Genomic DNA, 13223 nt, shown 5'->3' on the forward strand with positions numbered 1-13223 from the left:
AGACGCCCCGGCCCCCGCGGACGCCGTCCGGCCCGACGGAAGCGGGGATGCCGTCCCCGAGCGGACAATGCGGATCAGGCGGGGGTTTCGGCGGGAAGCGGCGGCGGCCCGGAGGGACGCCACGCCGCCGCCCACACCGCGTCCGACGGCGGTCCCGGTGAACGACCGGCCGCCGACGCGAGCCCATGACCGGGCGACGGCGGACAGACACCAGGGGGCAACGGCCGATGCGAGCGGCGGGTCGGCGGCGGATGCGAGGGGCGGGCTGACGGCAGCTGCGAACGGCGGGGCACCGGCACGCGCGAACGGCGCGGGGGACGACGAACGCCCTGAACCGCCTCAGCGGCCACGCACTCCCGGCCACGAAGGCCGTAGCGCTGCGGAGGGGAACCCAGATCCGGCCAATGGCCGGGCGTCCCACCCCGTACCCGCCGCTGAGGACACCCCCGCCATCCCCATCCAGATCAACGCGCTCCAGGCCATGTGCCGCCAGGTCTTCGGTTTCCGCCTGGCCATGATCGCCCTGGCCGCCCCCGCCGCACTGCTCAACGCCAACCCGGGCCTGCCCACCCGGCTGGTGGCCGCCGCAGTGGTCGTCACCTTCATGGGCTCCTACGTTCTCTTCCGAGACTGGGAACGATTCGGTCCTCTCCTCCTGCGCCATCCCTCGCTCCTGGCCGTGGACACCCTCTTGGGCTCCCTGCTCCTGATCTCGGCGGGTCCGGACACCACGCTCGCCTACGTCAGCGTCTGCACCCCCCTCCTCGCCGGCCTTGTCTACGGCTGGCGGGGCGCAGCCGTCTTCGCCTCGCTCCAGTCGCTGATTCTCCTGCTGGTCTACGCAACCGCCGCGAACCTGCACGCCGGCCTCGCCGAGGCGTCTCTCCTCCCAGGCCTGTGCGTCATCGCCGGAGCCGTGGGATCGAGCCTGCGCAACCTCATGCTCCGCTTCGGCGCGGCCACACAGGCTCTGACGACGGTGCAGGCCCGACTGGCCGTCACCGAGGCCGTCAGCGCCGAACGCGCCCGCCTGGCCCGCGAGATGCACGACTCGGTCGCCAAGACCTTGCACGGCGTGGCCCTCGCCGCCGACGGCCTGGCAAGCTCGGCCGGTGCCGACCGCATGGATGCGGACCTGGTGAAACAGCAGGCCGAACTCGTCGCCCGTTCCGCCCGCCGCGCTGCCGCCGAGTCCCGGGAACTCCTCGCCGATCTCCGCCGCGACTCCGACCCCGACCACGCCACCGACGTACTCGTGGAACTCGCGGCCCGCACCCGAGACTTCAGCAGCCGCACCGGCCTCCCCGCCGTCTACCGCCCAACCGGCGAGGAGGCCGTCCCTCCAGTCCCACCCGCCGTGGCCCGCCAACTCCTCACCATCGCCTCGGAGGCCATGGAGAACGCCCACCGCCACGCGCAGCCCGCTCGTGTCGATGTCCACGCAGGTGTCCACGGCGACCTCCTCCGTATCAGCGTGTACGACGACGGTCGAGGTCTCCCGCCGGGAACGACCCTCGAACAGCTGCGTCGGGCGGGACACTTCGGACTGGTCGGCATGGTCGAGCGGGCCGCTTCGGTGGGCGCCCGGATCCGCATAGGCCGCGGCAGCCACCCCAGAGGCACGGAGGTCCGCCTGGAACTTCCACTGGCGGCTCTGACACCGCGATCGAACAACGCCTGAGCACGCCGCAAACCGTCCCCACACCACGAGAGGAGGCCGCACCGATGCCGGACCTGACTCCCCGCCCCGACTCTCAGCAGCCACTCCAACCGCCCCCGAACCCGTTCGGCGACTTCCCACCAGCCCAACGAGCCGCCGCGCTGCGTGTTGTCGTGGCGGACGACAATCCCGTGGTCCGCGCCGGCCTCACCGCCCTGCTCTCCGGCCGCGAGGACATCACGGTCGTGGCGGAGGCAGCCGACGGTCGCCAGGCCTGCGAGGCCGCCCACCGGCATCGCCCGGACGTCGTCCTCCTCGATGTCCGCATGCCTGGCGTGGACGGAATCTCGGCACTCCCGTACCTGGTGCAGATCGCCCCGGTGGTGATGCTGACGTACAGCAGGGAGTCGGAGATCGTCCAGGAGGCTCTCCGCCGAGGGGCGGGCGGCTACCTGGTCCACGGCGAGTTCACAGCCGACCAGTTGGTCGATGCCGTACGGGACATCAAGGAGGGCCGAGCCCACTTCACGCCGACCGCGGCGGGTGCCCTGCTGACCCAGCTCCGCCAGAGCCAGGCACCGGCGCCCACGCCCCTACCCGAGGGCCTGGGCCAGTCATCGAGTGCGACTGCATACGGAATTCCCAACTCCGCCCACTCGCATACTCAACCCCAACAACCATCTGGGCCAGCGCCTTTCGCTCTTCCCTCTATGCCATCCCCGCCTACTTCTTCAGAAAACCTTTCGCAAGTGCAACCGCATGTGGGACAGTCTTCGTCTGGGTGGACAAGCGGCCGTCCGGCCGCCCCCGACAGGTCACGGTTCCAACTGAGCACGAGGGAGGCGGAGATCATGGACCACATCGCGTCCGGCATGACCAATCAGCAGATCGCCGCCACCTGCTTCATCAGCGAGAAGACCGTCAAAAATCACATCAACCGCATCTTCGCCAAGCTGCACAGCACCAGTCGCTCCGAGGCCGCCGCCAAGTGGATCGGCACGGCATCGGACTCACGTCGAGGACTGGGGTGACCTGCGGTGACGGTACGGGGGAGAGGTGGATGGGCCTGCGGGCCCAAGTCGTCAAAGGCAAGTCACGGAAGTCGCGCTGGGCCTCTGATTGGGCCCCGGATTGGGCCCCGGGGCCCTATGGGACGCGGGGTGTTCCGCCGTACGTTTCTCGCGCCGAAAGCGGCACCGCCGAACCCGGAGGGGAACCCCATGAGCGACCTGATGCTGAAGACCGCCGTTGCGACCAAGGTCCGCGTCAACGGCTGGAAGAACACCACGGTCGAAGCCATGCAGCGCCGCGCCGGCGACAAGGGGCAGACCGCGGTCGAGTACCTGGGCATCATCGCGGTGGTCGTGGCGATCGTGGTGCTGATCGCCGGGACGAACATCGGTCAGACGATCGTCAACAAGCTGACCACGCAGATCAACAAGGTCGCCCCTTGACCCGACCTCGCAGGTACGGCGACGCAGGGCAGGCATTCCCCATCTACATCACCGTGGTGGGGAGCCTGCTCTTCCTCGCGTTCGCGTACTTTGCGGTCGGCCAGGCTGCGGTCAATAGGAACGGCGCCCAGACGGCCGCGGACGCGGCAGCCCTCGCGGCGGCCCAGGACAGGCGGGACCTACTCGCGGGCGCATGGGTGAACGACGTACTCGACTGGACCAGGTGGCAGGACATCTTCCAAGGCAACGCCGATGGACTCGGCCCATCGTGCTGGCGTGCACACCGGCTCGCCGCGCAGAACGACGCCCGTGTGATCGGATGCGAACCGGACGGTCTCCTGGGCTTCACGGTTGAGGTCGAGACCAACAAGCCCGTCGGAGACTCGATCGTCCCCGGCACGGCGGACCGTAAAGCGAATGCGTCCGCCACCGCCGTGATCGAGCCCCGCTGTACGTTCAAGCCTCCCGCTGCGGACGCGGGTGGGAACGTATTGCCGCGGCTCTCCTGCAAGGACAGAGATGGCCGGCTGCACTGACTGGGACCTGAAGCCGGGCGATCCTCCCGACGTTCTCCCGAAGCCCGAGGACCTCTTCGACGTCCATCTGGCCGACTGACAGCGAACGACGAGTTGAAGGAAGCAGAGTGATGAGCATTCGGTTCACTACGAAGGCCCGCAGGGGGGTGGTCGCGGTGACCGTTGCGGCCGGATTGGCCCTCAGTGTGGCCGGCTGCGGCGGCGATGGTGGCGACGACGAGAAGCCGAAGCCTTCGGCGTCCGCCTCCAAGGACAGTGGATCCAAGCCGAGTGCTCAGGAGGGGCAGACCAGTGAGCCCTTGGCCGAGGCGAAGGGGCCGAGCGGCCTGCTCCTCCAGATCACCTCTGCTGAGCGTGACTCCGGTGGCTTCGTCACCGTGAACGGTAACCTGAAGAACGACGGCTCCGAAATCGTCACCATCCCGGCCGAGCTAAGTGGTAACGAGACCGAGATCATCAACAATGGCAGGTCGTTCGGTGGTGCCACACTCGTCGACTCGAAGGGCAAGAAGCGGTACTACGTGCTGCGCGACACGGATGGGCGTCCGTTGACGACCACTGGTTTTTCGGCACTCAAGCCCGGGGAATCCATGGCTGTGTTCCTGCAGTTCCCAGCTCCCCCGGCGAGCACGACCGAAGCCACCTTCCAACTGCCGCTGTTCGCGAGTGCTCTCATCAAGATTTCTGGGTGAGGCGCACTGTGACCACTACCCAAACCTCGGGCGGCGTGACAGCGCAGCGTCTCTCCCTGGTCGTCGCTGCGGCTGCGCTCATGGTCGCCACGAATTTCCACAGCGCGGTGGGCGCTCACGCCGACGAAGGCCCCAGCGTCCCCCCAGGCACCGAGCCCTCCGCCGCCGCTCCGGTCAAGGTCGACTCCAACGACCCCGACCTCAAACTCCCCGAGGGCGCCACCCTGGCCGCCGCCAAGGTCCTCGACATCAAACAGGTCGTAGAAGACCAAAGCGGCGACGAACGCCGCGAAGACACCAACGCCGACGTCAAGTTCGCCCTCCAGGCCGAGGTCCTCTTCGGCAAGGACAGCGCTAAACTCAGCGCCGAGGCGAAGGCCCGTATCTCCACGATCGCCGAGGAGATCAGGACACAGAACGCGACGAAGATCCGCGTCTTCGGCTTCACGGACAACCTCGGTTCCTCCGCCCACGGCGACGTCCTGTCCCGTAAGCGCGCCGACGCCGTACAGAACGTCCTGGACCAGGAACTGAACGACTCCAACGTCACATACGAGGTACGCGGCTACGGCGAGCAGTACCCGATCGCGGACAACTCCACGGAGACCGGCCGCAAGAAGAACCGCCGTGTCGAGGTCTCCTTCCCGCGCACGGAGAGCTGAGCCACCACCGACCCACCCGGGGCCCGTCCTCGCGCCATCGCGGCGCCGACGAGGACGGGCCGCGCCCGTTCCCGCGCACCTCTCAGGAGCAGGACAGGGCATCGAGAGGCCCAGTGCACCGCTGTGGGTTGAAATGGGCCCGGGGTTGGGGCCACGGGCCCATGTGTGAGTGATCGCTTCTCCTTAGCCTCGGCCGCGTGTCCGTCTTAGATTGCCGCTTCACGAGCTGAGGTCACGCATGTCCGGAGCCGGTAACCCCATCCCGCCGAGCGGGATTTGGGGTGCGCACAACATCCCGTCGTGGGGCCGGCGTTCGCCCTTGCCACGGGCACTGGGCTGGGCGCAGGTACTCCTGTGGGTGCAGTTCGCGCTGACGGTGTTGTACGTGGTCACCGTGCTGTCGGTGGTGTCGTACTACTCCGGGGAGATCTTCGGAATCCTGGTGTACGACTCGCTGCCCAGCGTGGCCGGGGTCTATCTGGCCCGGCGCCTGTGGCGGGGCGGGGTGTGGACGAGCCGTGCACTGATCGCCGTACAGGCGTGGATCGTGTGGCTGTCGTTCGGCACGCTGGTGCACGGTGATCTGCGGGGCATCACACAGGCGGCGATGCCGGTGGCGGTCATCGTGCTGTTGCGTCGGGCCCGGTCGCGTGAGTGGTTCGAGATCGCTCCCCAGGACAGGGAGGAGCGCCGGGCGTTCAGCCTGGCGAGGATGATCCGCTGGCGACGGGACGAGGGCCAGACCGCGGTGGAGTACGCGGGGCTCGTCGCGGTAGTCGCCGCGATCATCCTCGCGCTGTCGGTGGGCGGCCTCGGCGGGCGCATCGCAGACGGCATTGAGTCGGCGGTCTGTTCGGTGACGGGCACGGCCTGCTCCGCTCCGCAGGGCGACGGTACGGAGACGGGTGCGGCCGGAAACAACGACGGTACGCGGCAGGGTGGTTCGGACGCCGGCGCCGACGGCAGCAACGGCGGCAACGGCGCCGCCCCGGACGGCGGCGCGGATGCGGACGGTGGTGCTGGGGCAGACGGTGGTTCGGGCGCGAACGGTGAGGCGGGTGCCGAAGGCGCCCCGGGCACCCAGGGCGGTTCGGGTGGCCAGGGAGGCACGGGCGCCGGTGGTGGTACGGGCGGCGACAACAGCGGTGGTAGTCCGGCGTCGTCGGCCCAGATCATCACCTATGAGGGTGCGGGGCCGGGCGACACGGTGCCGCTCGCTCCGGGCCCCTTCGACGACAAGTCGCTCTGGGACGACGTACATGACCAGGAACGCCACGACAGGACGTTCATGGACCATGTCCGGGGCTTCTTCGTCGCGCCGACCAAGAGCTTCCTGGCCAGCACGATGGACTTCGTCAGCGACCCGGTCGGCTCGGTCAAGGACAGCTGGAACGGCCTGAAGGACTACACCACCAACTGGTGGGGCGACAAGGCCGACGAGCTGGGCAAGGAGTGGGACAAGGGGAACTACGTCTCCTCCGTATGGGGCTGGGTCAACTCGCCCGAGGACTTCGTGTCCGACCTGGCGGTCGACACGCTCGTCGACAAGGAGAACTGGGAGAAGGGCAACTACGGCGCCTCCGTCGGCAACACCGTTGTCAACGTCATCGGCATCTTCAGTCCGAAGACCATCACGAAATTCACCAAGTTCAAGAAGCTGGCCGAGATCGGTGAATCCCTCGACAAGGCTGCGGACGCGGCGGAGAAGGCCCGCAAGGCCGCGAAGGCGGGTGATGCCGAGGGCGCTCGGAATGCGGCGAAGGACGCCGACGAGGCGGCGGACGCGGCCGAGAAGAAGGCCCGCGAGTCGGGCTGCACCATCGCGGCGCCGACCCGCCGGATCCCGTACGGCGGGAACCCACCCGGGACCACCACTGGCCTCCTCACCGGCTCCTCCGGCGCAGGCAACACGATCCTCGCCGTCGGCCCGTCCGACTCCCCGCACGTCATCCTCGCCGAGGGCGGCTGCGACGAGGAGGCCAAGGAGGGGGCCAAGGACGCTCGCGAGGAGGCCGACGAGGCCGACAGGGTTGCCGACGGTGCCGAGTTGGCGGATCGCCACGGCGCAGTCAAGAAGGCACTCGACGACGAGGGCGTCCAGCACGCACCGCGGAAGATCGACGAGTTCGTTCAGCGGGCAAAGGACAACCCGGACCCGGACAAGAAGGAGATCGGCAAGGAGGACGCGGCCCGGGCACTGGACGAGATTTCGAAACTGGCCAGGACGAAGAGCATCTCCAAAGAGGCACGCTCGTCGCTGACCAGCAAGGTCACGAACGCCAAGAACACCGACGAACTCAGCCAGGCACGCGCTGAGCTGAACGCCGTCCAGCGAGCCGCCGACGACGAGGCAGCGCCTGGCACGACCGTGCACACCGCTGTCGGCAAGGACTTCGGCAAGGAGAACGTCGATCTCGGCAACGGCGAGACGGCGAACATCTCCGAAATCAACGACGCCGACGTGCTCTACAAGGGCAAGGATGGCAAGGTCCACGCCGTGGAGGTCAAGAACACGGGTAATGCCACCATCAAGGCCGACTTCGAACGGCAGGTCGAGGATCTGGCCGAATGGGAGGGGAAGGGTGGCGCAGGTAGGGCGACACGCGTCGAGATAGAGACCACTGAGAAATGGACCAATATCTTCAGCGGCTACAAGAGCGGAAAGCGGGACGGCGTCAAGTACAAGCCTGAAGGGACACCGGCCGGAACGATGGCGAAGAACGGGGTGCCCGTACGGATCGCTGGTACGGACATCTCCCCGAGCCAGCTCAAGCGGATGGAGGCAGAGATCCAGGCCCGGAAGCAGGCAGGGACCATGGAGTGGTCCAGGATGAAGACCCCGAAGGAAGCGATGGATTACCTGGGCGTCTCATGACGCCAACGCCTCAGGAAACTGCCGGGGGGCACGAACGGAGAGCGACTTGTGGACACCTACCTGCTGCCCGCTGCCATGCGCGAGCTGCCGCCGCCTTGGCACGATCTGACATACCGCAGGTCTCAGGAACTGGAGGCACTTGCGCCCAATGAGCGGAGACATGAGCAGGCTCGGTCCGTGCTGCGCGCATGCCTGCCCGAGCGACGGCAGAGTGTGCACGACTGGGACGAGCAACTGCGGGACTTCTACGACGACCGCGATGACCACATCTTGGACGAGGCAGACGCTTGGCTGACCCGGATCATGCCGACCACGTCCCAGGTCACTCGGGAACGGGTGGCGCAGGTGCTCGGAGTCTGGGCTGACATGGGGATCCCCACGGTGCCTGCGCCACCGACCGAACAGCAGATCGACAGGGTGGCGGCCGAGTGGGCGGCCTCTGTGCGGCAGACGCTGGCGTGCGACGCCTTCGCCTTCCTCGAGCGTGCAACCACCGCCGGATCGCTGAACGATGCGGAGGCGGAGGACGCCGCGCTACTCGCAGCCGCGTTCGTGCGGGTCGGCCTGGCGGTCGAGGCGGCGGTGCGCGTGCTGGTCGCGCTGGGTAGTCCGCGCGGCGAACAGATTTTGCTGGGTCTCGTACACGACGACGAGGTCCGGGACTTCCGCCCCTATGTGCGCTCCCGGCTTCTCGGGCTGCGCCGTTCGGTGTACGAGGCTCGGTCCCGGCAAGTCACCCGTGACGAGGAGCCGCTGCTGCCCGAGGGGCTGCACGATCTCCCGTATTCCTGGCAGAACGACTTCGGGTGGGGCGTGACCGCGCCGGATGCCGGGAGCCTCGCCCGAGCGCGTTCGGCACTGGAGGCATGTCTGGCTGTCGAGCGGGTGCCGGATGACGCGCAGCCGTGCGGTGACGCTCCGGTGGACTTCAGAGCCATCGCTGAGGTGGTCCGTGCCCTCATGCCGTACCCACGGCTGGTCACTCGCGAGCGGATGAACGAGGCGTGGCGCGAGTGCGAGTCGCTTGGGTTCGACTTGCAAGGCATGAACGCCGAGTCCTTCGCCAAGCTCTGGTGCGCGCGGATCGCCGACCGGGTCACTGCAGCCGTCTTCCGCTGGCTCGCTGACCTCCCCCACGGCGGAGGGGCAGCAGGCGACCAGGAACCAGCGGCTCCGTCGGCAACGGCCCTCTGGGCGGCAGAACTTGCCGAGCGGTCCGCCCGGCGCGGCCGTGCGGTAGAGGAGGCCGTCTGGTTCCTCCACCGTACGGATGACGAGCCGGACAGCCGTGAGGCCCTGGCGCGACTTGCCTCCGACCCGAGCCTACCCGTCACGACGAGGAAGGTCGCCCAGCAGTGGACGTCATGACGCCCCCACGCATCGCAGCCGCAACCGACCGCAGATGGTTCACGACGGGGCGTACTCGTGATCGGAAACCTCTTCAGCGTTGCGGAACTTGAGCCGCTACGGCTCAGGGCCGACGCGGCCGACCGGGACGGCGACCAGAGTGGACGCGACTGGACCGCACCTGTCCTGTGCGGCTACATCAGGCTGCGCGGCGATCTGTCGTTGGCCCTCGACATCTATGTGGAGGACGCCCTGGTCAACGAGGTACCGGCTGAGCCGGAACTCGCTCGGCGCCTGGCCAGGGCATTGGGCGTTCCCGTTCTCCATCCGGCCGAGGGCCTTCCGTCGTCTTACTGGCTGGCAACCTCGTCAGGAGAGTCCGTCCGCGCCCGGCTGTATGCGTCGGACGACGACCCCCCGTGCACACGATCGACGCGGTCGAGTCCGCGGTCGCCCCACTACGGCACGCGAAGAGGGTGACAGGTAGTCGCGCCGTCGAGCCCCGTCATTGCCTCGGATCCGGACCGGCAAGGCCCTGCGCCAAGCTCTGGCTACGTGACGACCTCGACCAACACACCCTCCTTCACTCCCCACCCCGCCATCACCCCCGCTTCCGCCTCCACCACATGCCGGGCACGCAGTCGCGGCATCCCCAACCGCCCCGGCCGCATGGTCCGCACGGCGATGACGCGACAGGCACGATCGAGATAGGCGACATCGATCGGCATGCGCATCCGGAAGGTGTGCACGCTGTTGGCGGGGGAGAGCAGCATCGCCCCCTCGACAGAATTCCGCCCCAACAGCCCCTTCGTACGGGCCCGATAAGAGGTGGCGATCTCCAACGGCACCCGGACGGTCCGCCCTCCACTACTCCCGTTACTCCCATGGACGACCAACTCCCCGCGCCCGTCACGCCACTGCCGCCCCATACGAGCTCCCTCCGACCGTCCCACCTGCCACCTGGGCCACTGGTTGTCCGAACCCGAACGTATCCGTAGGCGAGTAGGCCCCACATGGGCTCACGCCACACAGCCCTTTGCTGGTTCAGGGCTGAAACGCCCACTCCTGAAGAACGGATTGGCGCTTTATGCAACCGTTACGGCTGAAACTGCTCGACGAATCGCCGATTCCTCCCCATACACCCCGCCAGTTGACAAGCTTCACCCTGCTGCGGCTCCACACCGCTGGATAGCTTTGGGTCGCCCAAGAGAAGCCTCGCCTCTTACCGGGAGTCGACCGTGAACCGCCGCCCACTCTTTTCGCAGCGCTCACGCTGACCGCCGCTGCGGCCCTGACGCTGTCCGCGTGCGGGAGCGATGACAGTTCCAAGAGCAAGGACAACGACAAGATCGCGGGAGCGGATGCCGGAGGCGCCAGCACCACATCGCCCACCGAATCGGCCCCGCAGGCCGCCGGTCGCCCGGAGATCAAGCTGCCGTCCGACCTGATCATGACCTTCGAAGGCGGCAAGACGGGTGATGCGGTCAAGAACGCCGTACTCGCTGACAACGCCGAGCGTATGCGTGCGGTCAACGCGGCGATTACGGGAACGGACCCCAAGGCGGAGGCGATGAACTTCTACAACACCGGCAGGGCGTTGTAGGCAGCGGCGGTCTGGGTGGACAAGTTCAAGAAGGCCAGCCGTGGCATCACGGGCACCATCCGGTACTACGACCGGACTGTGACGCTCGACGGCAGCAAAGCGGCCTCGGTCGTGTTCTGCGCCGACGAGAGCAAGGGCTACGCCAAGGACCTCAAGACGAACAAGCCCAAGGTCACCACGCCTTCCGATGAGGACTTCATCCTTTACAACACCCGGCTGGAGAAGACCAGCGACGGGGTCTGGCAGACCACGCGCATCGTTTCGACCGCGGGAGCGAAGCAGTGCCTGAAGTGAAGCGGGGAGCGCTCGGAGGTCTCGCCCTGGCCGTGGCCTTTGTGGCTTTGGGAGCACCGAGTGCCTGGGCCAGAGTCACTCCAGACGGCACCACCGAAAGCGATACGAACACGTCGAAGCCCTCGGGGTCTGTGCGGGGTGACACGCTCGCGTCGTCGGCCGGCGGCGTGATCGTCTTCGACCGTTCGAAGAACGGCTCGGATGAGTCCGCCGGGGCTGTTACATCCACGAGTTCGTGGACCCCGCCCCCTGTCTGACGGGAGGAGGCGTACTTTCCCGATGGATCGATCGATAGGTCATCGAGCAAAGCCGACGTTGCACCGTCGGTCGGAAGGCACGCCTGTGCTTACGGTAGTCAACGAGGACGGCACCACGCCAAGCGGCAGCTCGCTGCTGGATGAGATCGTCCGGGAGGGCGCGAGGCGGATGCTGGCCGCCGCGCTGGGGGCCGAGGCCACCGCTTACATCGCCGAGCTCGCGACGAGCGGGATGAGACCGGGCGGCGGCTGGTGGTGCGCAACGGCTACCACCGACTTCCCGGGTCCGACTATGTCTACGTCTGGGCCGAGGGCCTCCACCTGCGCATCCGCCTCACGGAGGCCAAGTCCTGCGTCCTGGTCGTCATGGGTGTGCGTGCGGACGGCACCAAGGAGCTGATCGCGATGGCCGACGGCTACCGTGAGTCCGCGGAGTCCTGGGCCGATCTGCTGCGTGATGCCGCCCGGCGCGGGATGCGTGCCCCCGTCCTCGCGGTCGGCGACGGCGCACTCGGCTTCTGGAAGGCCCCGGCGCAGGTGTTCCCCGAAACCCGCCAATAGCGGTGCTGGGTTCACAAAGCGGCCAACGTGCTCAACGCCCTGCCGAAGTCAGCCCAGCCTGGTGCACGCAAGGCATTGCGGGACATCTACAACGCCGAGGATCGTGAGCGCGCCGTCAAGGCGGTCGCCGCATTCGACAAAACGTACGGCGTGAAGTGGCCCAAGGCGGCTCGGAAGATCACCGACGACGTCGGACGAACTGCTGGCGTTCTACGACTTCCCCGCCGAGCACGGGTTCACCTGCGCACGACGAACGCTATCGAATCGACCCTCGCGAGGTCCGGCTCAGGACCAAGGTCACCAAGGGCGCCGGCAGCGCGGCGGCCGCCCTCGCCATGGTCTTCGAGCTCGTCGAGTCCGCCCAGCAGCGGTGGCGAGCGGTCAACGCACCCCACCTCGTCGCGCTTGTCCGGGCCGGAGCCCGCTTCGAGCGCGGCCACCTCGTAGAACGCTCCGAGACTCACGCGGCATGAACCACGGCAACCGGCTCACAGCTATTGACAATTACTCAACTGGACCGGTCTACATGTAGGACCGGATGGCCACCGTGACATCCATGTCGAAGGCATTCGCCCCCGCCGCGGACGGCAGGCCCAGGGCCCGGTCGACCGCGCGACTCAGAGGGCCGCAGCCACTAGTGCCCGGGGCGGCGAACTCCGCGTCCTGGGCACCGAAAGCAACGACCAGGGGGTCCCTGGATATCACCCGGGTGGGATCGGTGTCCTTGAGCACTAGATGGACCGCGTCCGCATTGCTGCCCACCGAGCAGCCCGACGACGGCAGGGCCAGCCGCCCGTGCGCCAAGCCTATGGCGAACTTGATGTCGAACTCGCCGCGCCGGGTGTCGTCGGACAGGAAGTCCGAGTAGCCGCCGTACTGCGGAGTCAGGGTCAACGGGGTGCCTCCCGCCCGGATTGGCGCAGCGGTCATCTCCCCGAAAACTTGGCGGAATTCACCGTCCACACGGCCTTCCGCAAAGGTGATCTTCATAGGTTTGGTGAGCGGCTCGTCGACGGCGCCCATGCGCAGATGCCCCGTGGCGTGCATGACCTCGCAGCGCCAGGTCCCGGGGTCTGCACCCGTGGGCAGCTCATCGACGGTCGGGCAGGCGGAGAAGTCGAACTCGGGTAGATCCGCGGCCCGTTCAGTTCCATGCGCGGGTGCGGCGCCCAGGGCGAGTCCGGCAAGTAGGGCTGCCGCAGCAGCACTTGTGAAGCGGCGGACTGTGCGATTCGAGGTCACTCGGTTCGGCGTCATACGCCCCAGCATTGCAGAGATTACT

General features: G+C 67.7%; 9 protein-coding genes and 3 pseudogenes. 10 read left to right on the forward strand and 2 right to left on the reverse strand.

Annotated elements, in window-relative coordinates; translation table 11 throughout:
- Window positions 1-481 precede the first annotated feature (481 nt).
- The 8 genes and pseudogenes from V8690_RS27670 (at window position 482) to V8690_RS27705 (ending at window position 9247) form a co-directional block, all read left to right on the forward strand.
- A complete protein-coding gene (locus tag V8690_RS27670) occupies window positions 482-1681 on the forward strand; it encodes a histidine kinase (RefSeq protein WP_338782787.1) in 1200 nt (399 codons plus the stop codon).
- Window positions 1682-1725: 44 nt separating this feature from the next.
- Entirely contained in the window at window positions 1726-2691 is a 966-nt protein-coding gene (locus V8690_RS27675) for a response regulator transcription factor (protein ID WP_338782788.1), read from the forward strand.
- Between the two features lie 189 nt (window positions 2692-2880).
- Entirely contained in the window at window positions 2881-3114 is a 234-nt protein-coding gene (locus V8690_RS27680) for a hypothetical protein (protein ID WP_193502347.1), read from the forward strand.
- A pseudogene (locus tag V8690_RS27685) lies at window positions 3111-3729 on the forward strand (pilus assembly protein TadG-related protein). The gene V8690_RS27680 and the pseudogene V8690_RS27685 overlap by 4 nt, the downstream one beginning before the upstream one ends.
- A gap of 31 nt (window positions 3730-3760) precedes the next feature.
- Window positions 3761-4342: a hypothetical protein gene (locus V8690_RS27690; protein ID WP_338782789.1), complete on the forward strand. Its 582-nt coding sequence runs from the start codon at window positions 3761-3763 to the stop codon at window positions 4340-4342.
- Window positions 4343-4422: 80 nt separating this feature from the next.
- Complete coding sequence (locus V8690_RS27695; protein ID WP_338785482.1) at window positions 4423-5004, forward strand: OmpA family protein; 582 nt, start codon at window positions 4423-4425, stop codon at window positions 5002-5004.
- Between the two features lie 319 nt (window positions 5005-5323).
- Complete coding sequence (locus V8690_RS27700; protein WP_338782790.1) at window positions 5324-7879, forward strand: hypothetical protein; 2556 nt, start codon at window positions 5324-5326, stop codon at window positions 7877-7879.
- Window positions 7880-7927: 48 nt separating this feature from the next.
- The gene (locus tag V8690_RS27705) at window positions 7928-9247 is read left to right on the forward strand and encodes a hypothetical protein (RefSeq protein ID WP_338782791.1); all 1320 of its coding nucleotides are present in this window, start codon (window positions 7928-7930) and stop codon (window positions 9245-9247) included.
- Window positions 9248-9777: 530 nt separating this feature from the next.
- Here the strand turns inward: V8690_RS27705 and V8690_RS27710 are convergent.
- Complete coding sequence (locus tag V8690_RS27710) at window positions 9778-10155, reverse strand: DUF192 domain-containing protein (protein WP_338782792.1); 378 nt, start codon at window positions 10153-10155, stop codon at window positions 9778-9780.
- 344 nt (window positions 10156-10499) lie between these two features.
- Here V8690_RS27710 and V8690_RS27715 point away from each other — a divergent pair.
- Both V8690_RS27715 and V8690_RS27720 read left to right on the forward strand, forming a co-directional pair.
- Window positions 10500-11123 (forward strand): annotated as a pseudogene (locus tag V8690_RS27715) (hypothetical protein).
- A 342-nt stretch (window positions 11124-11465) separates the two neighbouring features.
- Window positions 11466-12414: pseudogene (locus V8690_RS27720) on the forward strand (IS256 family transposase).
- A gap of 49 nt (window positions 12415-12463) precedes the next feature.
- Here the strand turns inward: V8690_RS27720 and V8690_RS27725 are convergent.
- On the reverse strand, window positions 12464-13198 hold the full coding sequence (locus V8690_RS27725; protein WP_338782793.1) for a hypothetical protein: 735 nt from the start codon (window positions 13196-13198) through the stop codon (window positions 12464-12466).
- Window positions 13199-13223: the final 25 nt, after the last annotated feature.

Source organism: Streptomyces sp. DG1A-41 (assembly GCF_037055355.1).
Lineage (GTDB): Bacteria > Actinomycetota > Actinomycetes > Streptomycetales > Streptomycetaceae > Streptomyces.